Source organism: Acidovorax sp. 56 (genome assembly GCF_002749705.1).
GTDB lineage: Bacteria > Pseudomonadota > Gammaproteobacteria > Burkholderiales > Burkholderiaceae_C > Acidovorax.
Genome location: NZ_PEEV01000001.1, coordinates 740,369 through 762,997, shown reverse-complemented (window position 1 = coordinate 762,997; position 22,629 = coordinate 740,369). Strand labels below are relative to the sequence as shown.

The window sequence follows — 22,629 nt, the reverse complement described above, 5'->3', positions numbered from 1 at the left end:
TTCAGTGGCCTTCCGACAAAACAGGGGTGGCAGCGTGCACATTCGCACCAGAGGCGGGCTTTTGGCGCCCAAACAGCTTTTGCACGATCACGAAGAACAGCGGCACGAAGAAGATGGCCAGCACCGTGCCGGTGACCATGCCACCCACCACGGCCGTGCCCAGCGCGTTTTGCGCACCGGCGCCCGCGCCCTTGCTCAGCATCAGCGGCAGCACACCCAGGATGAACGCCAGCGACGTCATCAGGATAGGCCGCAGCCGCATGCGTGCCGCCGTGATGGCCGACTCGACCAGCGAGTGGCCCTGCGCATACAACTCCTTGGCAAATTCCACGATCAAGATGGCGTTTTTGGACGCCAGCCCCACCGTGGTCAGCAGCCCGACCTGGAAGTACACATCGTTCATCTTCCACGTCAGCACCGCGCCCGCCAGCGTGCCCAGAACGCCCAGCGGCACCACCAGCAGCACCGAGAACGGAATCGACCAGCTCTCGTACAGCGCCGCCAGGCACAAGAACACCACCAGGATGGACACGGCATACAGCAGCATGGCCTGGCCGCCCGCCTCGCGCTCCTGGCGCGACACACCCGTCCACTCAAAGCCAATGCCCGCGGGCAACTCGGCCGCATGGCGCTCCACCAAATCCAACGCCTGGCCGCTGGACATGGCGCCTGGCAGGGCCATGCCCAGGATTTCCACCGAGGGCACGCCGTTGTAGCGCTCCAGGCGGGGCGAGCCGGTGATCCACCCCGAGGTGGAGAACGCGCTGAACGGAACCATGGTGCCGCTGCTGTTGCGCACAAACCATTTGCCAATGTCCTCGGGCGCCATGCGGTGCGGCGCATCGGCCTGCAAGAAGACCTTCTTCACCCGGCCCTTGTCCAGAAAGTCGTTGACATAGCTGCTGCCCCACGCCACCGAGAACGTGTTGTTGATGTCGGCCATCGACAGGCCCAGCGCGCCTGCCTTGTGCTCGTCAATGTCCAGGCGGAACTCGGGCGCGTCTTCCATGCCATTGGGGCGCACGGCCACCAGGCCCTTCTCTTGCATCAGCGCGCCCAGCAGCTGGTTGCGTGCGGCCATCAGGGCGTCGTGGCCCAGGTTGGCGCGGTCTTGCAGCATCAGGTCGAACCCGCTGGCGTTGCCCAGCTCAGACACCGCAGGCGGCGCAAACGCGAACACCGAGGCATTGCGGATTTGCGAGAGTGCACCCATCGCCTTGTTGGCCACGGCCTGGGCCTTGAGGCCCGGCGCCGTGCGTTCGCCCCAGGGCTTGAGCTTGACGAAGGCAAAGCCCGTGTTCTGCCCACTGCCCGCAAAGCTGAAGCCCGCCACGGTGAAGATCGAGTCCACCGCGTCTTTTTGCTCTTCCAGAAAGTGGTGCTGTACCTGGTCCAGCACCTTTTCGGTGTTGCTTTGCGTGGTGCCCGGCGGCAGTTGCACGATGGCAAACAGCGTGCCCTGGTCTTCCTCAGGCAAGAAGCCTGCGGGGATTTTGGTGAACACAAAGCCTACGGCCACCACCAAAATGGCGTAGCCCACCATCCAGCGGCCACCGCGCTTAAGCATGCGCTGCACCAGGCTTTGGTAGCCACGGTTGCTGCGGTCAAAAGCACGGTTGAAGGCGCCAAAAAACCCTTTTGTGGCCAACCCGTGCCCCTTGGGAATGGGCTTGAGCAACGTGGCGCACAAGGCGGGCGTGAGGATCATGGCCACCAGCACCGACAGCGTCATCGCCGACACGATGGTGACGGTGAACTGGCGGTAGATGACGCCCGTGGAGCCACCAAAGAAGGCCATGGGCACAAACACGGCGGCCAGCACCAGGGCCACCCCCACCAGCGCGCCGGTGATCTGGCCCATGGATTTGCGCGTGGCTTCCAGGGGCGACAAGCCCTCTTCGCTCATTACCCGCTCTACGTTTTCGACCACCACAATGGCATCGTCCACCAGCAGGCCAATGGCCAGCACCATGGCCAGCATGGTCAGTGTGTTGAGCGAATACCCAAACGCAGCCAGCACGCCAAAGGTGCCCAGCAGCACCACCGGCACCGCAATGGTGGGGATGAGCGTGGCGCGGAAGTTCTGCAAGAACAGGTACATCACCACAAACACCAGCACCACGGCCTCGACCAGGGTTTTGACCACATCCTGGATGGAGATGCGCACAAACGGCGTGGTGTCGTAAGGCTTGATGACCTTCATGCCCTGCGGGAAGAACTTGCCCAGCTCAGCCAGCTTGGCGTCCACCGCCTTGACGGTGTTGAGCGCATTGGCACCGGTGGCCAGCTTGATGGCCAGGCCCGCAGCGGGCATGCCGTTGAAACGGGCCACCGTGGCGTAGCTTTCGCCGCCCAGCTCAATGCGCGCCACATCGCTCAGGCGCACAGCGGCGCCGTTGGCCTGGGTGCGCAGCAAGATGCCTGCAAACTCATCGGCCGTCTTCATGCGCGTTTGCGCCGTGATGGTGGCATTGAGCTGCTGGTTGGCCGTGGATGGCAGGCCGCCGAGCTGCCCGGCAGACACCTGCGCGTTCTGCGCCTGGATGGCGTTCTTCACGTCCAGCGGCGTCAGGTTGAAGCTGTTGAGCTTGCTCGGGTCCAGCCAGACGCGCATCGCGTATTGCGAGCCAAACAGCGTCGTGTCGCCCACGCCTTCTACGCGGCTGATCGGGTCTTGCACGTTGGCAGCTACGTAGTCGGACAAGTCCGAGCCGTTGAGCTTGCCGTCTTCCGACACAAAGGCCAGCACGTTCAGGAAGTTGTTGGCCGACTTGGTCACGCGCACGCCCTGCTGCTGCACCTCTTGCGGCAGCAGCGGCGTGGCCAGGGCCAGCTTGTTTTGCACCTGCACCTGGGCAGTGTCGGGGTCGGTGCCGTTCTCAAACGTCAGCGTGATGGTCACGCTACCCGAGGACTCACTGGTCGAAGCGATGTAAGAGAGCTTGTCCAGCCCCTTCATCTTCTGCTCGATGACCTGGGTGACGGTGTCTTCCAGCGTTTTGGACGAAGCGCCTGGATAGGTGGCCGAGATGGCGATGGCGGGCGGCGCAATGGTGGGGTATTGGGCGATGGGCAGTGTCAGCACTGCCATCACCCCTGCCAGCATCGTGATGATGGCAAGCACCCACGCGAAGATGGGGCGGTCGATGAAAAAACGGGCCATGGGATTCTCTTTGCGGGGTGTTCAACGGGCGCTGGAGGGGGCAGCTTCGGCGCTACTCGCGGCGGCCATCTTCTGCACGGCTTCCGTCTTTTTGAAGGCGGCGGGGGTGTAGGGCTGGGTTTGCACCGGCTGGCCAGCACGCGCTTTTTGCTGGCCTTCCACCACCACGGTGTCGCCCGCCTTCAGGCCATCCGTCACCAGCCACTGGTCACCCACGGCGCGGTCGGCAGTCAGGCTGCGCTGCTGCAACTTGCCTTCTCCATCCACCACAAAAACATAGGGCTTGCCGGTGGTGTCGCGGCCCACAGCGGGCTGGGGCACCAGCAGGGCTTGCTCCAGCACGCCCTCTTCCAAAACGGCGCGGGCATACATGCCCGGCAGCAAGTCGGCACGGGGGTTGGGGAACTCGGCGCGCAGCGTGACAGCGCCCGTGCTTTGGTCCACCGTCACGTCCGAGAACTGCAGCTTGCCGGGCTGCGCGTACACGCTGCCGTCCTCCAGCACCAGGCGCACTTTGGCGGTGCCACTCTTGAGCGTGCCCGCATCCATCGAGCGCTTGAGCGCCAGCAGCGTGCTGGTGGACTGCGTCACGTCCACGTAGATCGGGTCCAGCTGCTGCACCGTGGCCATGGCACCGGCCTGGTTGGCCGTGACCAGCGCGCCGGGCGTGACGCTGGAGCGCCCGATGCGCCCGCTGATGGGCGAGGTGATGCGGGTGTAGTCCAGGTTGATGCGCTGGGTTTGCAGCGTGGCGCGGGCGGCGCTGACCTCGGCCTCGGCCTGCAGCAGCGACGCGGCAGCGTCGTCGGCATCCTGTTGGCTCACGGCCTTGATGGCCGACAGCTCCTTGAAGCGCCCGGCCTTCAGGCGCACCGTGACCAGGTTGGCCTCGGCCTTGGCCAGGGTGGCCTGGGCGCTATCGACATTGGCACGGTAGGTGGCGGGGTCGATCTGGTAGAGCACATCGCCCGCCTTCACATCGCTGCCTTCCTTGAAGCGGCGCTGCAGCACCAGCCCGGTGATCTGGGGGCGCACCTCGGCAATCAGCGCCGGCGCCACACGGCCAGGCAGCTCTGTGGTCAGCGGCAGGCGCTGGGCTTGCACGGTGATGACCCGGACCTGGGGCACGCCCCCCTCGCCAGTGGCCGGGGGCTGGGGCGCTTCGCCGCAGGCGGCCAGTGCCAGGGCGGAAACGGCGGCTAATACGGCCACGGGTCGTTGAATAGCAGGATGCAAGCGCATGAACAAGGCTCCTCGGCCCAGGCGCTTTGGCACGCCCGACCTGACAAATTGAAAACACGATTTAACTGTACCGAACGGTACGGTATTGCCGATTATCAAGTTGACACATTCAGTCTGTCAAGCAAAAATGGACTCATCGGTACGGTTAAGCGTTATTCACAGGAGTACGGCATGAAAGTTCGCACGGAAGCACGCCGCGAGGCGATTCTGGAAATCGCCTCGCAGGTCTTTCTGGAGTTCGGGTTTGAGCGCGCATCCATGGCCGAGATCGTTCGCCGCATCGGCGGCTCCAAGTCCACCATCTACGGCTACTACCCGTCCAAGGAGGCGTTGTTCCAGGCCGTGACGCAGGCTGCGGGCGAACAGCACATCCAGGCGTCTTTTGCAGAGCTTGCTGCGCACGACATGCAGCAAGGCATTGCCGAGGTGCTGGGCCGGTTTGCCGAAAAACTGGCCCACTTCATGTGCAGCGCAGAGCTGATTGCCACCCACCGCATGGTGCTGGCCGAGGCCGGACACTCCAACATGGGCGAGCTGTTTTACGAGGCGGGCCCCAAACGCGGCATGGGGGAAATTGCGGCGTTCTTCGCCCGCGCCATGGAGCACGGCCACCTGCGCCCGGAGGCCCCCATGGTGGCCGCGCAGCAGTTTGGGGCGCTGGTGCAGTGCGAAATCCAGCTGCGCTGGTACTACAAAGACCTGCCACCTCTGCCGCCCGAGGAGATACAGGCCCTGGCCGACCGCGCTGTGGCAACCTTCTTGCGCGCCTATGCGCCGCAGGCGGCAGGCAGCAAGCCCAAAGCCAAGAGTAAAAAGACGGCCTAGCGCTTTACCTACAAGCGCCAGCAGCTATATATTTAATAGCAATCGGCATGCAAAACCCGTCACATGTCGCGCTGCGCAGGCTCCAAAAACTCCTGCGCGTAGCGCAGGTGCACGCCCTCGGACACGAACACGTCGAACAGGTCCGGGTCGATGTGCCCGCCATCGCGCATCTTGGCCATGATGCCCAGCGCCTGCGACAGGCTCATGCCGCTCTTGTAGGGCCGGTCAGCGGCCGTCAGGGCTTCAAACACATCGGCAATGCCCATCATGCGGGCCTGCACTGACATCTGGTCGCGTGTCAGGCCCTTGGGGTAGCCGCGCCCGTCCATGCGCTCGTGGTGGCCGCCCGCGTATTCGGGCACGTTCTTGAGGTGGCGCGGCCAGGGCAGCGTCTCCAGCATCTTGTTGGTGGCCACGATGTGGTGGTTGATGATGTCGCGCTCGGCCTGTGTCAGCGTGCCCGAGCGGATGGTGAGGTTCTCGACCTCTTCGGCCGTCAGGAAGCTGGTCTGCAGCCCCTGCGGGTTGCGCCACTGGCGCTGTGCACCTAAGTCGCGCACGCGCCGCTGGTCTGCCGCCGACATGGCCTCCCCCCCAATATTGGCCTTGCGCAAAAAGTCACGGTCGGCGTCCAGCGCGGCCAACTCTTGCTGCAAGGTCTGCTGCGCCTGGGCTTCGGCCGCCGCATCGGCTACTGGGCGCAGGGCCAACTGGCGCCGCAGTGCGGCCAGCTCGGCATCGCGCTTGAGCACTTCAAAGCGCGTGTCCACCGTGCCAATGCGGTCGTACAGCGTCTGCAGCTTGGTGGCTTTGTCCACCACGTGCACAGGCGTGGTGATCTTGCCGCAGTCGTGCAGCAGCCCGGCCATCTTCAGCTCGTAACGGTCGCGGTCGGTCATGGCAAAGTGGGCCAGCGGCCCGTCTTGCACCGCGTGGGCGGCTTCGGCCAGCATCATGGTCAGCGCGGGCACGCGCTGGCAGTGGCCGCCGGTGTAGGGCGACTTTTCATCGATGGCCAGGTTGATGAGGTTCACAAACGACTCGAACAGGCGCTCGAGCTGCGACACCAGCAGCCGGTTGGTGAGCGCAATGGCGGCCTGAGAGGCCAGCGACTCGGCCAGGCTCTGGTCGGCCTGCGAGAACGCCATCACCTCGCCCGTCTCCGGGTCGCGCGCGTTGATGAGCTGCAGCACGCCAATCAGCTCACGGTCGTGGTTCTTCATGGGCACCGTCAGGAACGACTGCGAGCGATACCCCGTGCGCGCATCAAAAGCGCGTGTGCCGGAAAAGTCGAAGCCCTGCTCGCTGTAGGCATCGGCAATGTTCACTGTGCGGTCGTGGATGGCCGAGTGCGCCGCCACCAGCGAGTCATTGGGGGCCCCATCGGTGGTGCGCAGGGGCAGCAACGGCAGGTCAATAGGTTTGCCCGTGGTGCCCCCCAGGCGTATGCCCAGCGAGTCGGTGCGCAAGATCTCGAACTTCAGGGCCGACTGGTCTTCCGTCACGCTGTACAGCGTGCCGCCATCCGCCCCGGTAATGGTCTTGGCGGCTTCCAGGATGTTCTCGAGCAGCCGCTCAATGTGCCGCTCGCGCGACAATGCCGCCCCAATGCCATTGAGCTGCTCCAGCCGGCGAAAAAGATGGATAGTGGATTCCTTGCTCATGCGATTCACCTGGCGGCAGCGTTGGTAACCCGACATCGTAACGAAAGGTGACGGCTATCATCCTCCGGTTCATCCATCTTCGCCACCTACTCGCGTTCTACCCGCCCATCTCGTGGACCCGGTCACTCCCCGCTTCATCACCGCCGCCCTCTACCAGTTCGTCGACTTGCCCGACTTTGCCGCACTGCAAGGGCCCCTGCAAAGCCTGTGCGAGGCCCACGGCGTGCGCGGCATGCTGCTGCTGGCGCACGAAGGCATCAACGGCACCATCGCAGGCACCCCGGCAGGTGTGCACGCCGTGCTGGCCTGGCTGCGCAGCGACAGCCGCTTCGCCGCCCTGCAGCACAAAGAGGCGCCCGCCAGCACCCTGCCGTTCTACCGCATGCGTGTGCGGCTTAAAAAAGAGATCGTCACCCTGGGCGTGCCTGGCCTGAACCCCGCGCGCAACGCGGGCACCTACGTCAAGCCCAGCGACTGGAACGCCCTCATCGACGACCCGGCCGTGGTGGTCATTGACACGCGCAACGACTACGAAGTGGGCATAGGCACCTTCGAGCGCGCCATCAACCCGCACACCAAGAGCTTTTCCGAGTTTCCGGACTGGGTGGCGCAACAATCGCAGCCCGGCGGCGTGCTGGCAGGCAACCCCAAGGTGGCCATGTTTTGCACTGGCGGCATCCGCTGCGAAAAATCCACTGCCTTCCTCAAGTCGCAAGGCTTTGATGAGGTCTATCACCTCGAAGGCGGCATCCTCAAATACCTGGAGACCGTGCCTGAGGAGGCCACCCGCTGGCAGGGCGACTGCTTTGTGTTTGACGAGCGGGTCTCCGTAGGCCACGGCCTGGTGCGTGGCCCGCACCAGCTGTGCCGCTCATGCCGCATGCCGCTGGGCGAAGCCGAATTGGCACACCCGCACTACGTGCCAGGCGTGAGCTGCCCCTATTGCCACGGCACCCGCACGCCCGAGCAAGAACGCGCCCTGGCCGAGCGCGAGAGGCAAATGCAGCTGGCGGCCCAGCGCGGCCAGGAACACATCGGCGCACGCCAGCCCGGCAGCTCTGCACGGCCGAGCACGCAAGAAGTCAAAGAAGGCAAAGACGACGCAGGCGGCAGGGAAGACGCTGCATGACCGCCCTGCCCGTTCTCTACTCCTTTCGCCGCTGCCCCTACGCCATGCGCGCCCGACTGGCCCTGGCGGTGAGCTGCCAGGCGTGCGAACTGCGCGAAGTGGTCCTCAAGAACAAGCCCCAGGCCCTGCTGCAAGCCTCACCCAAAGGCACCGTGCCCGTGCTCGTGCTGCCAGATGGCCAAGTGCTGGAGCAAAGCCTGGACATCATGCTCTGGGCCCTGGCGCAACACGACCCCGACGGTTGGCTGTCCCCCATCGAAGGCTCGCTGGCCGACATGCAGGCACTGATCGCCGAATGTGACGGCCCCTTCAAACAGGCGCTGGACCGCTGCAAATACCCCAACCGCTACCCCGGCGCCGACGTGAGTGCCGCGCGTGCCACCGCCGTGGCTTGGTTGAGCGTGCTGGACACCCGCCTGGCCACCCGCCCCCACCTGTTCGGCCATCGCGCGGCCTTGGCAGACATGGCCATCGCACCGTTTGTGCGCCAGTTTGCGGGCATTGATGCAACGTGGTGGCAAGCGCAGCCCTGGCTCCATTTGCAGGCATGGCTTGCGCATTGGCAGGCCAGCGAGCTGCTGGAGAGCGTGATGCACAAGCTGCCTGCGTGGGTAGATGGGACGGAGGGGGTGCTGTTTCCCCATCCTGTGGCAACTTTCGCCCCCAGCGACAGCGCCGGGTTCCATCACTGACCAGTCACGCCGAGATGGTTGCATACGTTCTCGTTGGCATGCTGTGTGCACACCTGCTGTGCTTCTCCGTCATGTTTTTGCTCATCAGCAAACGCCTGCACGGCAAGAAGATGGGCATGGACTTTTTTGCCCTGGGCAACCTCCTGCTGGGATTGGCCTATGTGCTCCAGCTGGTGGAGGGCGGCCCCGCCTGGAGCGTGATGAGCGTGGTCAACCACACCCTCACACTGGCCTCTCCCATTGCCTACGGGCTCGGGGTCATGCGGTTTTTTGGCTACCCCGCCCCCCTGTTGCGGCCGTTGATTGCATTTGCCATCGCGTACGCCACCTTGCAGGTGCTGGTGCAGTGGAGCTTGGGGCCTGTGGCGCGCTACGCCTTGCTGTCAGGAATGTCGGCGCTGCTGTTCCTGGTGATGGCGCTGACGGCCCTCTACGGTGTTCGCACGTTTGCCAAACATTTGCATTGGGAGATGGCATTTTTTGCGATCCTGATCGGCGGCATCTGTGTACTCAACGCCATCAAATGCGTGAAGGTTCTGGAGGGTGGCCTGGACGCATTGCAAATGGACAGCCATTTCCAGATGGTGTTCTACATCTACATGTCGTCCCTGGCCACCGTGGTGCCGCCCTCCATCGTTTGGCTGGTGCTGCGGCGCCTGACCGATGATTTGAGCCACATGGCAGCGCGTGATCCGATGACGCAACTGCTCAACCGCAGAGGTCTGTCCGAAGCGCTGGACCGGTATTTCAATCTCCGCCAGGCGACTCCGGCCTTCTTGATGCTGTTGGATGTCGACCATTTCAAACGCATCAACGATACCCATGGCCACCAGATCGGAGACGCCGTACTGTGCCGCGTAGCAGAAGTGCTGCGCACCACAGTGCGCCGTGGCGATCTGACAGGCCGTATCGGCGGCGAAGAGTTTGTCGCCATCTGCACAGGCAGTGACGGTGCGGGTGTCCTGCAACTGGCAGAGCGTGTGCGCAAGGCGGTTGAAAATCAAACCATCGAAATCAGCGGCTCTGACCAACCGCTGCGCTGCACGGTCACGATCGGGGTTTCAGGCGATTTCTCCAGCCTCCCGGAACTGGAGGGCGCCATGCGGTCCGCCGATGCAGCGCTTTACCGGGGCAAGGCCGCAGGACGCAATCGGGTTGAGTCGGCTGGCACTTCCGCCCCCTTTCTGACTCCGGGCGCAAGCCCATTCACTGCGGGCCAGATGGAAGCGGCAAAAGCAGCGGAATAGCCCAGACTGCCCCCGTGCACATTGGTGGCACCGTGTGCCCTTGACAGCCCGCAACTACAGGCAGCGTGCCCGCGGCATTGCAAAGCTGGTCGTTGGCACCAGGCCTGCGAAGCAGCTCAACCAGCCAGGCATTGGCGCCGCTGACAAACCAGCCTCCCTTCTCGACCCGCCTGCTGTCCACCGCTGCAATGCCAGCCCAGGCTCACCCATCAGCACGCGGAAGGATGCCGTTGAGCGTGCGGACAAAAACAAAAGGCGCTCTACAGAGCGCCTTTTGCCAAGTCGGTACCCGCCAGACTTTTCAAGCCGCCGAGTACCCTGCAGCACTGCGGCGGTCCCCCTTGAAGCCGCGCACCAGCAAAGCCAGCAGCACCAGCCCAAAGCCGACAAAGCAGATAAACGACCAGTTGGCGATGGAGCCACCCAGGAAGGTCCAGTCAATGGCGGTGCAGTCGCCCGAGCCACGGAAAATCATGGGAATGGCGCGGCCGATGGGGTAGTTTTCGATCATGCCGTAGAAGTCACGGCCGCAGGTGGCGACTTCGGGCGGGTACCACTGCAGCCAGCTTTGGCGGGCGGCAACGAAGGCGCCGAAACCCGAGGCCACCACGGCCAGAACAGTCCAGCCCATCCACCAGCCTTTTGCGCCCCTGGCGCTTGCCAATGCGGCGAAGACAGCTACCAAAATAAGAGCATACCGCTGCACGATGCACATGGGGCAAGGCTCCAGGCCCACCACGTGCTGTAAGTACATGCCAAAGGCCAGCATTGCCACGCAGGCCACGCTGATCAGTGCCAGCACGCGGCGCGGGGCCTGATCGATCCAGTTCAACACCATCATTCTTATCCTTGTGGCGTATGGTCCTTCAATCGCCTAACGTCGTTGGGGCGCCTTGCCGTGCCAAAGCACTGCCTGCGGCGCCTCGCCTAGTTATGCGGTCGAATCCCCATCCGCTGAAAGCCACTGCATCGCGAGCAGCTTTCCTAAGAAAACCGGCTCAGATCCCCGCAGCGTGATCCAAAAATACGCGGGCGCGGCGCGGTGTCACCACCAGCGTTTCGCCCTCTTTAAAGCCCTGCTCCTTGAACTGCTGCGCAGGGATCTGCGCTTCGATCAGGGAGTCTGGGGACGCATTGTCCGCTGGTTTGTGGTCTTGGGAGGGAATAAGTTCCAACCGTGCGATGGGGCCCACCACAATGGCGCGGCTCAGCTGGGCCACGATGCCACGGGGGCGGCCTTCGGCGTCCAGCCCGGCGCCCGGTGAGTAGCGCTCCACATCCAGGTCGTGCGGGCGCACGTAGGCAAACGCCTTGGCGTTTTGTGCCTGGCTGTGCTCGGGCGAGTCGATCTGCATGCCGTCCAGGTGCACCAGCCCTTCGTGGGCGCGGCCGTGGAACAGGTTCACATCGCCCAGGAAGCCATAGACAAACGGGCTGGCGGGCTGGTCCCACACCTGCTGGGGCGAGCCGCTTTGCTCGATGCGGCCCTGGTTGATGACCACCACGCGGTCGGCCACTTCCAGGGCTTCTTCCTGGTCGTGGGTCACGAAGATGCTGGTCACGTGCAGTTCGTCGTGCAGTCGGCGCAGCCAGCGGCGCAGTTCCTTGCGCACCTTGGCATCCAGGGCGCCGAAGGGCTCATCGAGCAGCAGCACCTTGGGCTCTACCGCCAGGGCGCGGGCCAGGGCAATGCGCTGGCGCTGGCCGCCGGACAGCTGCGAGGGGTAGCGGTCGGCCAGCCAGTCGAGCTGCACGAGCTTGAGCAGGTCCATCACCTTCTGCCTGATCTGCGCTTCGCTCGGGCGCTCGCCACGGGGCTTCACGCGCAGGCCAAAGGCCACGTTCTCAAACACGGTCATGTGGCGGAACAGTGCGTAGTGCTGGAACACAAAGCCCACGTTGCGCTCGCGCACATGCACGTCGGTGGTGTCTTCGCCGCTGAAATGGATGGTGCCGACGTCAGCTGTCTCCAGCCCCGCGATGATGCGCAGCAGCGTGGTCTTGCCACAGCCCGAGGGGCCCAGCAATGCGATGAGTTCGCCGGAGGCAATGTCCAGGCTCACATCGCGCAGGGCATGGAAGTCGCCAAACTGCTTGCTGACGTTGCGGATTTCAATGCTCATGGTGTTTCTTCCTTCAGCAGGCGATTCAACGGGCGGCGTCGGCAGGACGCTCGGGCGGCAGGTCGGTCGCCGCCTTCATTGCCTGTTCGTTGCGGTGTTCGGCAACGGTCTTGATAACGAGGGTGACCAGGGCCAGCAAGGCCAGCAGCGAGGCTGCGGCAAACGCCGCCACCGACTGGTATTCGTTGTAGAGAATCTCAACGTGCAGCGGAATGGTGTTGGTCTGCCCACGGATGTGGCCGGACACCACCGACACGGCACCAAACTCGCCCATGGCCCGTGCGTTACACAAGATCACGCCGTACAACAGCCCCCACTTGATGTTGGGCAGCGTCACATACCAAAAGGTCTGCCAGCCCGTGGCCCCCAGCACAATGGCGGCTTGCTCCTCGTCGTTGCCCTGTGCCTGCATCAGCGGAATGAGTTCGCGGGCGATGAACGGAAAGGTGACGAACACAGTGGCCAGCACAATGCCGGGCACGGCAAAGATGATCTTGATGTCATGCGCCTGCAGCCACGGGCCAAACCAGCCCTGCGCGCCAAACATCAGCACATAAATCAAGCCCGCCACCACGGGCGACACCGAGAACGGCAGGTCCACCAGTGTGGTCAAGAACGCCTTGCCCTTGAACTCGTACTTGGCAATGCACCAGGCCGCCGCCACGCCAAACACCAGGTTCAGCGGCACGGCAATCAGCGCGGTGATCAGCGTGAGCTTGATGGCCGACCACGCATCGGGCTCACGCAGACCTTCCAGATACGCGCCAAAGCCTTTGCGCAGCGCCTCAGCAAACACCGCAGCCAGCGGCAGCACCAAAAAGAGCAGCATGAAGGCCAGAGCGAGGGCGATGAGTGTGTAGCGCACCCAGGGCGCCTCGGTCGTGCCCGCTTGCGCGCGGCGAATGGTTCGGGAGTTGCTGCCGCTCATGCTGGTGCCCCCGTGTGCCGGCGTTGCCAGGCCTGCAATGCGTTGATGACCAAAAGCAAGATGAATGAGATCACCAGCATGACGACGGCTACGGCGGTCGCGCCTGCGTAGTCGTACTGCTCCAGCTTGCCGATGATGATGAGCGGCGTGATTTCAGAAACCATGGGCATGTTGCCTGCGATGAAGATGACCGAGCCGTACTCGCCCACCGCCCGCGCAAACGCCATGGCAAAGCCGGTGAGCAGCGCAGGGGTGATGGAGGGCAGGATGACCTTGGTGAAGGTCTGCAGGCGCGTGGCGCCCAGGCAGGTGGCGGCTTCTTCCAGCTCCTTCTCGGCGTCTTCCAGCACGGGCTGCACGGTGCGTACCACAAACGGCAGGCCGATGAAGATGAGCGCAATCACGATGCCCGCAGGCTTGAACGCCAGCTGGATGCCCATGGGCTCCAGAATGCTGCCCACCCAGCCATTGCCCGCCAGCAAAGCCGTGAGCGAGATACCCGCCACAGCGGTGGGCAGCGCAAAAGGCAAGTCCACCAGCGCGTCCACGATTTTCTTGCCCGGAAACTTGTAGCGCACCAGCACCCAGGCGATCAGCAGGCCAAACACCAAATTGACCAGCGCCGCCAGGAACGAGGCGCCGAAGGTCAGCCGGTACGACGCCATCACACGCGGCGCACTGATGGCGGCCCAGAACTGCTCCCAGGTGAGCGTGAAGGTTTTGAAGATCAGTGCCGACAGCGGGATCAGCACGATGATGCTCAGATAAAACAGGGTGTAGCCCAGAGACAGCCCGAAGCCGGGCAGCACGCGTTTGGGCGCACGCCGACCGGCCGGGGCTGCGGCCACAGCATTCGCAGTGGTCATATGAAGAGGTAGTGAGGTGCGCGGGCCTTACTTGGCACCCGGGGTGTAGAGCTTGTCGAACTGACCGCCGTCGTTGAAGTGCACTTTTTGCGCTTCGGTCAGCGAGCCAAAGTACTTGGCCACGGTGAATTGCTTGAGGGGCTTGAAGGTGTCGGCGTATTTCTTGAGCACGGCCTCCGAGCGGGGGCGGATGGCGTGCTTGGCGGCAATTTCCTGGGCCTCTTCAGAGTACAGGTAGTCCAGGTAAGCCTTGGCCAATGCGCCGGTGCCCTTCTTGGCCACAGTGCGCTCGACCACTGCCACGGGGTTCTCGGCCACCACGCTCACCGACGGGTACACCGCATCGACCTTGCCCGCGCCAAACTCACGGTCGATCGACACGACTTCGGACTCGAACGTGATCAACACATCGCCCTGGTTGCGCTGCAGGAAGGTGGCCGTGGCATCGCGCCCGCCCTTGGCCAGCACGGGCACGTTCTTGTAGAGCTTGCCCACAAATTCGGCGGCCTGCGCCTCGGTGCCGCCCTTTTCACGCACGGCGCCCCACGCGGCCAAGTAGGCGTAGCGGCCGTTGCCGCCCGTCTTGGGGTTCACCACGATCACCTGCACGCCGGGCTTGATGAGGTCTTCCCAGTCCTTGATGTTCTTGGGGTTGCCGTTGCGCACCAAGAACAGCATGGTCGAGGTGGTGGGCGATGCGTCGTGCGGGAACTTCTTGGTCCAGTCTTTCGCCACCACGCCGCTGTCGGCCAGAAACTGCACGTCGGTGGTGGTGTTCATGGTGACCACGTCAGCCGCCAAGCCGTCGTTCACGGCACGCGCCTGGGCGCTGGAGCCTGCGTGCGACTGGTCCACCTTCACGTCTTGCCCCGTGGTCTTCTTGTAGTGGGCGATGAAGGCGGCGTTGTAGTCCTTGTAGAACTCACGGGCTACGTCGTAAGACACATTGAGCAGCGCGTTCTGGGCGCCAGCCACGCCACTGACAGTCAGGGCCAAAGCAGCCAAAAGGGTCTTGAGTTTCAAAGAAGTCATGTCGCGTCGCTCAAAAAAGCTGAAGGTGTCACATTGTGTACAACAGCCTCTTAAAACTCAAAAGAATATATTCTTTTAAATTAATCAAACTGTGGAATATAGAAAAGCGTACAGCCGGTGCACCGTGACGCGCCCGGGGCCTGTGGAGCACACTGCGCCACTGTCGCCTCCCAGGGTTTAGACAAAATATGCCCCTAGCGCAATCAGATAAAGCGCTAGCAGCTATTCATTTCATAGCAAATTGGCAGCCGCAGACTCGGGTACTTGGGCAGGCGATGCAGACCACTCAGTACCCCCGCCACCCTGGTCCGTCAGCGATTGCAGCAGCGCCCGGCCCAAAGGCCATTCGCCGTGCCCGGATTCCACGTTGATATGGCCTGCGTTCTGCATGCGCACAAACTCGCTGCCCCATGCTCGGGCGTAGGCACCGGCCAGGCGAATCGGGCAGTACGGGTCATTGCTGCTGGCCACCAGAATGCTGCGGTACGGCAACGCTGCGTAAGGCACAGGGGCAAAGTCACTGAGGATGGCACGGCGTTCGGGGTCTGCCGGGGCCACCAGCAGCGCACCGCGCACCCGCGCCGCAGCCTCGGGCCCCATGTGGGTAGTGGCAATGCAGCCCAGGCTGTGCGCCACGATCACCACCGGCTGCTCCTGCGCCAGCACGGTTTTCTCCAGCTGCGCGACCCAGGCGGCACGGGTGGGCGTGATCCAGTCGTCTTGCACTACACGGCGCGCCTCAGGCAGGCGGTCTGCCCACAGGGTTTGCCAGTGCCCGGGGCCGGAGTCGCGCCAACCGGGCACGATGATGATGGGTGTGGAGGTCACAGCGTGAACTACCCCGGCCACTTGCAGCCGCCTTGAAAGGCGGGCCACAGAGGCGACGGAGCCCTTTATTTACTTGTTGGGCTGAGGGGTGATGCGCAGGTAGGGGCGCACGGCTTTGAAACCCTTGGGAAAGCGCTGCGCGATCTCGGCCGGGTCTTGCAGGCTGGGCACGATGATCACGTCGTCGCCATCTTTCCAATTGGCGGGGGTGGCCACCTTGTGGCTGTCGGTGAGCTGCAACGAGTCAATCACACGCAGGATTTCGTCAAAATTGCGCCCCGTGCTGGCCGGGTAGGTGAAGGTGGTGCGAATCACCTTCTTCGGGTCGATGATGAACACGCTGCGCACCGTCACCGTGGTCGAAGCGTTCGGGTGGATCATGTCGTACAGGTCCGCTACCTTGCGGTCCGCATCGGCCAGGATGGGAAAGTTCACCGTGGTGTTCTGCGTATCGTTAATGTCGTGCACCCACTTCTGGTGCGAATCCACGGGGTCCACACTCACCGCAATGGGCTTGACGCCACGCTTGGCAAACTCGCTGGCCAATGCCGCTGTTTTGCCCAATTCGGTGGTGCACACCGGCGTGAAATCGGCAGGGTGCGAGAAAAGCACCACCCAGGAACCACCCGCCCATTCGTGGAAGCGGATCGGGCCAGCGGTGGATTCCTGTGTGAAGTCAGGGGCGGTGTCGCCCAGGCGCAGCGTGGTCATGCAAAGCTCCTTCGTGAATGGAGCCTGATTTTGGGACTGCGTCTATAAAACCCAAACGAATATATAGCTTTTACTTAATCACCAAATGATCTTTTGATTTGTGTGCACAAGGAGATGACTGGGCAAAGAAGTGGAGCCTTTGAATATCAATTTCACCATTTCAAAATGATTGGAGAAGCTGATTTTCTTGATATTCATCAAGTCTGCTTGTGTGGGGAATTCACCATGGCAGCCAGCCCCTCTGCGCGCTGACACGCCCCTCTGCCCGTACCCACGGCCCATCTGGAGGCGAAAACAAAAAAGCACGCCCTCAGGCGTGCTTTGGTAGCGGCTGGCGCGATGGCGGCAGGAAGGCAATGCCCTCCCCCGCGCCCTTTCACGTCCAACTCCGCTCAGCTCAACTTAGAAGCTCTCCCACTCATCATCATTGCCCCCGGCCTTCGCTGCCTTGGGCGCTGGCGCTTGAGGGGCAGCCAGGCTCGCCGCTGGCTTACTTTGGGCTGGTGCTTTGGCCGTTGTCGCCTTGGGCTTGCTCAGCGCAGGCCGGGCCGCACTGCTGCCAACGGGCTTGAAGCTACTGGTGTTGCCTGGACGCGGGGCGTTGTAGCTGCTGCTGGCATCGTGGGCCAGTTTGAACACCGCCACGGCGTTGACCAGCTCGCTCGCCTGGCTGTTGAGGCTGCTGGCCGCTGCTGCCATTTCTTCCACCAAGGCCGCGTTTTGCTGGGTCGCCTGGTCCATTTGCGTCACGGCTTCGCCCACTTGGCCTACCCCTGCGCTTTGTTCGCTGCTGGCCGCGCTGATTTCTCCCATGATGTCGGTCACGCGCCTAATGGCCGTGACGACTTCGGTCATGGTGCTGCCTGCTTTGTCTACCAGCAGGGTGCCTTGTTCTACCCGCTCTACGCTGGCCATGATCAGGCTCTTGATTTCTTTGGCCGCTTCTGCGCTGCGTCCTGCCAGGTTGCGCACTTCGGTGGCTACCACCGCAAAGCCTCGCCCTTGTTCGCCTGCACGGGCGGCTTCCACGGCAGCGTTCAGCGCCAGGATGTTGGTCTGGAAGGCGATGCCGTCGATCACGCTGATGATGTCTGCAATCTTGTTGCTGCTGGCGTTGATGCCTTTCATGGTCTCCACCACTTCGGCAACCACTTCTCCGCCTTGGGTGGCAACGGTCGATGCGCTCATGGCCAGTTGGTTGGCGGTGCGGGCGTTGTCTGCGTTTTGGCGCACGGTGGAGCCGAGCTCTTCCATGGAGGCTGCGGTTTCTTCCAGGGCGCTGGCTTGTTGTTCGGTGCGGGCGCTCAGGTCGTTGTTGCCCGAGGCAATCTCGGCGCTGGCCGAGGCTACGCTTTCTGAGTTCTGGCGCACGACGGAGACGGTGCGCACCAGGCTTTGCTGCATGCGTTGCAGGGCTCCGAGCAACTGGCCGGTTTCGTCGGTGGAGGTGACTTCGATGTGGGCGCTGAGGTCGCCTGCGGCCACTTGGTCGGCCACTTCTACGGCGCGGGACAGGGGGGCGGTGATCGAGCGGATGAGCCACAGGGCGGCGGCAATGGCCAGGGCGATGGCCAGCGCGGCCACGATCAGCAGGGTGTTGCGGGCTGTGGCGTAGGTGCTTTCGGAGACTTTTTTGGCTTCGGCAGCACCATCGGAATTCAGCTTGACGAGTTTGTCCAGCATTTCACCGCTGGTCACATACAGCTTGGCGGACTCGCCTTCAACGATTGCCTTGGCCTGGTCGTTTTCGTTCTTGCGCGAGTGGGCCAGTGCCGTGTCATTGACGCTGATGTATTTGGCCCAGTTGCTGGCAAATTCTTCGTAGAGCTTCTTCTCTTCAGGGCTGCTGATGAGAGCTTCATACGTCTTTCGCAACTGGGCCATTTTTGCGCGGCCTGCCAGCAGTTGCTGGTCGATCTTGGCCATGGCGGCCTCGTCGGTGTTCATGATGTGGGTCAGCACAATCAAGCGCAGTTCGGAGGTTTGCGCATCGATGCTGTTGACCACCTCTACACTGGGCAGCCAGTTGTCACTGATGTCTGCTGTGGCCGCGCGCATGGCAGACAGCTGGGCCATGGCGGCAACGGCCAAACCCACCAGCATCAACACCAACAACGCAAACGCGCCAGACAGGCGGGTGGAAATCTTCAAGTTTTTCATGGAACCCTCTTTTAGACGACTTGAAACCTTGCGTTCATCATCCTGTGCCAGCTTCGACGCATGCATCACATGCCCCAAAACCGCGCTGTTGGCGAAGACCGCGACGCTCCTTGGCTACTAGGCGCTTGAGCTTGCAGCTCGCAACGCCGTCGGGCAATCTCATTTTTGCGATTACGCCCGAATTTGCTGCCAGAAGCAACAACGCGAATTTATCACAAAATCAGCAAAAATGATAAAAACAACCAAATTTTGATTTCAGGCAAATCCGAGAGTTGGCCCATGTTGCTTGCCACACCCACGCACAGCCGCAGCCAGCCCGGGCTTGGAACCTCCCTTAAACTGCCTCGCATATCGCTGCGCCCGGCCCTTCCCAGCAGCCTCTAAATCCAATCCTTCCGATCACTTCACATGCTCAACACCCTTTGGCTGGGCTTTTTCCTGACAGCAGCCATTGCCGCGCTGGCCCAGTGGCTTCTGGGTGGCCAAGCCCAGGTGTTTGCGGCCATGGTCGAGTCGCTGTTTGCCATGGCCAAGCTCTCGGTGGAGGTGATGGTGCTGCTGTTTGGCACGCTCACGCTGTGGTTGGGCTTTTTGCGCATTGCAGAAAAGGCCGGCATTGTGGATGTGCTGGCGCGCTGGCTGGCGCCCCTGTTTGCCCGCCTGATGCCCGAGGTGCCACGTGGCCACCCTGCCCTGGGCTTGATGACTTTGAACTTTGCCGCCAACGCCCTGGGGCTGGACAACGCCGCCACCCCCATGGGGCTCAAAGCCATGCGCGCGCTGCAAGAGTTGAACCGCGAGCCCGCAACGGCCACCAACGCGCAGATTCTGTTCCTGGTGCTCAACGCCTCATCGCTCACGCTGCTGCCCGTCACCATCTTCATGTACCGCATGCAGCAAGGGGCGCACGACCCTACGCTGGTGTTTTTGCCCATCTTGCTGGCGACCTCGGCATCCACCCTGGCGGGGCTGCTGGCCGTGGCCGTGGTACAGCGGCTGCCGCTGTGGCACCCGGTGGTGCTGGCGTATTTGCTGCCGGTGGCGCTGGTGCTAGGCGGCTTCATGGCGCTGCTAAGCACCCTGAGCGCAGCGGCGCTGGCGCAGTTGTCCTCGCTGCTGGGCAACCTCACGCTGTTTGGGCTGGTGGTGGCGTTTGTGGCGATTGGCGCCTGGCGCAAGGTGCCGGTGTACGAAGCCTTTGTGGAGGGCGCACGCGAGGGCTTTGATGTGGCCAAAGGGCTGCTGCCCTACCTGGTGGCCATGCTGTGTGCGGTGGGCGTGCTGCGGGCATCGGGGGCGCTGGGGTATGCGCTGGAGGGGATTCGCTGGTGCGTGAACACCCTGGGGGTGGATGCACGGTTTGTGGACGCGCTGCCGACCGCACTGGTCAAGCCGTTTTCAGGCAGCGCGGCGCGGGCCATGCTGATCGAAACCATGCAGACACAGGGCGTAGACAGCTTTGCCGCGCTGGCTGCGGCCACCATCCAGGGCAGCACCGAAACCACGTTTTACGTGCTGGCGGTGTACTTTGGGGCCGTGGGCATTCAGCGCGCCCGGCACGCCGTGGCCTGTGCGCTGGTGGCCGAGCTGGCCGGGGTGGTGGCGGCCATTGCGGTGTGCTACCAGTTTTTTGGTTGAAGGCCCACTACGATTCAAGCCAAATTGGCCTGTAGCGCTTACCAATCAAGCGCAAGCAGCTATTAAATAAATAGCATTCATCGCCACGCTGATGTGAGACATCACCCCAGCGCGGTGTCCAGCAGCATCATCAGCACAAAGCCCCACATCAGCCCGCCCGTGGCCCAGGCCTCGTGCCCCTTGCGGTGGGATTCGGGAATGATCTCGTGGCTGATGACAAACAGCATGGCCCCCGCAGCAAAGCCGAGGCCCCAGGGCAGCAGGCTGGCCGAGTGGCTGATGACCACCGCCCCCAGCACGGCCCCCAAGGGCTCGACCAACCCCGAGGCCATGCCCAGCCCCACGGCCAGCGTGCGCCGGTAGCCCGCAGCCAACAGCGCCACGGCCACCACCAGCCCCTCGGGCACATCCTGGATGGCAATGCCGGTGGTCAATGCACCGGCGCGCAAGGCATCGCCGCCAGCGTAGGCCACGCCAATGGCCAGCCCTTCGGGCAGGTTATGCAGCGCAATCGCAAACACAAACAGCCAGGTGCGCCGCAGCGTGCGCGAGGCCTGGCCCTCCACCCCTTTGATGAAATGCTCGTGCGGCAGCCACCGCTCCAGGCACAGCAGTGCCGCAGCGCCCAGCAAAATGGCAGCGCCTATGGTGCCCCCAGCAGCCCAGCCCCCAGCACCCGCCGCGCGGGCGGCTTGCAGGCCCGGCAAGATCAGCGAGAACGAGCAGGCCGCCAGCATGACGCCCGCGCCAAAGCCAAACAAGGTGTCTTGCACGCGGGCAGACAACTGCTGCGAGAACCACACCGGCACGGCCCCCAGCGCAGTGGCCAAGGCCGCCAACAGCCCGCCCAGCAAGGCATCTCGCACCAGTGGCTGCGTGGCCACCATGCGCCAGCCATGCAAGGCCAGCACCACCGCCCCCAGCAGCACGATGCCCAAGCCCAGGCGCTGGCGCCAGTGGCCCTGCCAGCGCAGATAGGCGGGTTGCACGGTGCCATCACCGCCCTCCCCGGCCGCCCCCGCCTCCACATAGGCTGGGGCGGGGCTTGCAGCCACCGGTGCTTGGGATGGCGCGTGGGAAGCATGCGGTATAGACATGGTGGTGGTCTCGCAAAAGGTCAGAAGACGGGCGCGATGGCAAGGGCCATGCAAAAGCGGGGCCCTCTCAGGCCCGCGCCTGCGCGTAGCGGCGGGCCACCTCGGGCCAGTCGATGACGTTGTAGAAAGCGGCGATGTAGTCGGCGCGCCGGTTCTGGTAGTGCAGGTAATAGGCGTGCTCCCACACGTCCAGCCCCAGGATGGGGGTGTTGCCCGACATCAGGCCAGACATGAGCGGGCTGTCCTGGTTGCCCGTGCTCTCCACCACCAGCATGCCCTGCGGCGACACACTGAGCCAAGCCCAGCCGCTGCCAAAGCGGCTGATGGCAGCCTTGGTGAAGGCGTCTTTGAACGCATCAAACCCGCCCAGCTCTGCGTCGATGGCACGGGCCAAATCGCCCTGGGGCAAGCCACCGCCGGTGGGCGACATCACGCACCAGAACAGACTGTGGTTGGCATGGCCGCCGCCGTTGTTGCGCACAGCGGGCTGCAGCGCCTCGGGCAGCAGCACCAGGCGCGACACCAGCTCGTCAATCGGCAAGTCGGCATGCGGTGTGCCTTGCAACGCGGCATTCAGGTTGTTGATGTAGGTCTGGTGGTGACGCGTGTGGTGGATCTCCATGGTGCGGGCATCCACATGCGGCTCCAGAGCGTCGTAGGCATAGGGCAATGGGGGCAGTTCGTAGGGCAAAGGGGTCTCCTCAAAAGCGATGAAAAGTGAGAGGGGGATGCGTCGCAACGCAAAGAAGGCGTGTGGGTGGGCCACAGTGCCCACGGAAGCTCAATGCGTGCGCGTGTGGGGATGGGGTGGCTGGCCTGCAGCAGGCGCACTACATCGGCCTGCGGGCCGTGCTGGGCCACATGGCGCAGCAGTGCAGCGTGTGTCTCGCGGCTGTGGCGCCAGGCGGCTTGCTGCAGCGCGGGCGTGGCGGTGGGGTCTGCCATCCAGGCCAGCAGCGTGGCGTGGGCGTGGCACAGCAGGCGTGCGGACTCACCGGGTGCTGCCGCCTCCTGCGAAAGATCGGCCAGGTTCAGGTGCGAGACCACCAATGCGGCCACGCAATCGTCCTCACGGCCTGCGGGTGGTTGGTGTGCAATGCCCAGCGCCACAGCCAGGGCCTGGCGTTGGTAGCCGAGCGCCATGCGCCATTGCTGCATCTGCAAGGCAGCGCCTGCGCGGCGCATGAGGCGCTCCCAATCGGCCAGCGTGGCGCTGGTGGGCACTGGGGCCCATGGGAGGGCTGAAGAAATCGAGGCTTGGAGGTCCATCACGCAGCTCCTGTT

General features: G+C 63.4%; 19 protein-coding genes. 5 read left to right on the top strand and 14 right to left on the bottom strand.

Annotated features, from left to right (window positions below; genetic code table 11):
* Position 1: 1 nt before the first annotated feature.
* Positions 2-3,163, bottom strand: a complete 3,162-nt coding sequence (locus CLU88_RS03215; protein ID WP_099655364.1) for an efflux RND transporter permease subunit — start codon at positions 3,161-3,163, stop codon at positions 2-4.
* Positions 3,164-3,184: 21 nt separating this feature from the next.
* A complete protein-coding gene (locus CLU88_RS03210; protein ID WP_099655363.1) occupies positions 3,185-4,405 on the bottom strand; it encodes an efflux RND transporter periplasmic adaptor subunit in 1,221 nt (406 codons plus the stop codon).
* A 171-nt stretch (positions 4,406-4,576) separates the two neighbouring features.
* On the opposite strand from CLU88_RS03210, the gene CLU88_RS03205 reads away from it, so the two are divergent.
* Positions 4,577-5,230, top strand: coding sequence for a TetR/AcrR family transcriptional regulator (locus CLU88_RS03205; RefSeq protein ID WP_158235572.1), 654 nt, complete (start codon positions 4,577-4,579; stop codon positions 5,228-5,230).
* A gap of 59 nt (positions 5,231-5,289) precedes the next feature.
* Here CLU88_RS03205 and CLU88_RS03200 read toward each other — a convergent pair whose 3' ends face one another.
* Entirely contained in the window at positions 5,290-6,894 is a 1,605-nt protein-coding gene (locus tag CLU88_RS03200; protein ID WP_099658611.1) for an HD family phosphohydrolase, read from the bottom strand.
* Between the two features lie 112 nt (positions 6,895-7,006).
* Between CLU88_RS03200 and CLU88_RS03195 the strand changes: the two genes are divergently transcribed.
* The 3 genes from CLU88_RS03195 to CLU88_RS03185 are packed head-to-tail and all read left to right on the top strand — an operon-like array spanning position 7,007 to position 9,962.
* Positions 7,007-8,023 carry a rhodanese-related sulfurtransferase gene (locus CLU88_RS03195; RefSeq protein ID WP_099655361.1) on the top strand — a complete coding sequence of 339 codons (1,017 nt, stop codon included), beginning with the start codon at positions 7,007-7,009 and terminating at the stop codon, positions 8,021-8,023.
* A complete protein-coding gene (locus CLU88_RS03190) occupies positions 8,020-8,715 on the top strand; it encodes a glutathione S-transferase (RefSeq protein ID WP_099655360.1) in 696 nt (231 codons plus the stop codon). Before CLU88_RS03195 ends, CLU88_RS03190 begins: the two co-directional genes overlap by 4 nt.
* 14 nt (positions 8,716-8,729) lie before the next feature.
* A complete protein-coding gene (locus tag CLU88_RS03185) occupies positions 8,730-9,962 on the top strand; it encodes a GGDEF domain-containing protein (RefSeq protein ID WP_099655359.1) in 1,233 nt (410 codons plus the stop codon).
* Between the two features lie 301 nt (positions 9,963-10,263).
* Here the strand turns inward: CLU88_RS03185 and CLU88_RS03180 are convergent, their stop codons facing one another.
* The 8 genes from CLU88_RS03180 to CLU88_RS03145 all read right to left on the bottom strand — a co-directional run bounded on the left by CLU88_RS03180 (position 10,264) and on the right by CLU88_RS03145 (position 18,610).
* Positions 10,264-10,800 (bottom strand): disulfide bond formation protein B, encoded by a 537-nt coding sequence (locus tag CLU88_RS03180; RefSeq protein ID WP_099658610.1) that lies wholly within the window; start codon positions 10,798-10,800, stop codon positions 10,264-10,266.
* A 160-nt stretch (positions 10,801-10,960) separates the two neighbouring features.
* Positions 10,961-12,085: a sulfate/molybdate ABC transporter ATP-binding protein gene (locus tag CLU88_RS03175; protein ID WP_099655358.1), complete on the bottom strand. Its 1,125-nt coding sequence runs from the start codon at positions 12,083-12,085 to the stop codon at positions 10,961-10,963.
* A gap of 25 nt (positions 12,086-12,110) precedes the next feature.
* Complete coding sequence (gene cysW / locus CLU88_RS03170; RefSeq protein WP_099655357.1) at positions 12,111-13,013, bottom strand: sulfate ABC transporter permease subunit CysW; 903 nt, start codon at positions 13,011-13,013, stop codon at positions 12,111-12,113.
* Positions 13,010-13,879 carry a sulfate ABC transporter permease subunit CysT gene (cysT, locus tag CLU88_RS03165; RefSeq protein ID WP_099655356.1) on the bottom strand — a complete coding sequence of 290 codons (870 nt, stop codon included), beginning with the start codon at positions 13,877-13,879 and terminating at the stop codon, positions 13,010-13,012. Before cysT ends, cysW begins: the two co-directional genes overlap by 4 nt.
* A gap of 27 nt (positions 13,880-13,906) precedes the next feature.
* Positions 13,907-14,911 (bottom strand): sulfate ABC transporter substrate-binding protein, encoded by a 1,005-nt coding sequence (locus tag CLU88_RS03160; protein WP_099655355.1) that lies wholly within the window; start codon positions 14,909-14,911, stop codon positions 13,907-13,909.
* A 231-nt stretch (positions 14,912-15,142) separates the two neighbouring features.
* Positions 15,143-15,739 carry an alpha/beta hydrolase gene (locus CLU88_RS03155; RefSeq protein WP_099655354.1) on the bottom strand — a complete coding sequence of 199 codons (597 nt, stop codon included), beginning with the start codon at positions 15,737-15,739 and terminating at the stop codon, positions 15,143-15,145.
* 69 nt (positions 15,740-15,808) lie between these two features.
* On the bottom strand, positions 15,809-16,450 hold the full coding sequence (locus tag CLU88_RS03150; protein ID WP_099655353.1) for a peroxiredoxin: 642 nt from the start codon (positions 16,448-16,450) through the stop codon (positions 15,809-15,811).
* Between the two features lie 402 nt (positions 16,451-16,852).
* Positions 16,853-18,610 carry a methyl-accepting chemotaxis protein gene (locus CLU88_RS03145; protein WP_099655352.1) on the bottom strand — a complete coding sequence of 586 codons (1,758 nt, stop codon included), beginning with the start codon at positions 18,608-18,610 and terminating at the stop codon, positions 16,853-16,855.
* A gap of 408 nt (positions 18,611-19,018) precedes the next feature.
* Here CLU88_RS03145 and CLU88_RS03140 point away from each other — a divergent pair, with 408 nt between their 5' ends.
* A complete protein-coding gene (locus tag CLU88_RS03140) occupies positions 19,019-20,248 on the top strand; it encodes a nucleoside recognition domain-containing protein (RefSeq protein ID WP_099655351.1) in 1,230 nt (409 codons plus the stop codon).
* Between the two features lie 101 nt (positions 20,249-20,349).
* Here the strand turns inward: CLU88_RS03140 and CLU88_RS03135 are convergent, their stop codons facing one another.
* The 3 genes from CLU88_RS03135 to CLU88_RS22665 all read right to left on the bottom strand — a co-directional run bounded on the left by CLU88_RS03135 (position 20,350) and on the right by CLU88_RS22665 (position 22,614).
* The gene (locus CLU88_RS03135) at positions 20,350-21,345 is read right to left on the bottom strand and encodes a ZIP family metal transporter (RefSeq protein ID WP_199173407.1); all 996 of its coding nucleotides are present in this window, start codon (positions 21,343-21,345) and stop codon (positions 20,350-20,352) included.
* A 67-nt stretch (positions 21,346-21,412) separates the two neighbouring features.
* A complete protein-coding gene (locus CLU88_RS03130) occupies positions 21,413-22,036 on the bottom strand; it encodes a superoxide dismutase (protein WP_099658608.1) in 624 nt (207 codons plus the stop codon).
* A complete protein-coding gene (locus CLU88_RS22665; RefSeq protein WP_143225935.1) occupies positions 21,919-22,614 on the bottom strand; it encodes a hypothetical protein in 696 nt (231 codons plus the stop codon). The genes CLU88_RS03130 and CLU88_RS22665 overlap by 118 nt, the downstream gene beginning before the upstream one ends.
* Between the last annotated feature and the right edge of the window lie 15 nt (positions 22,615-22,629).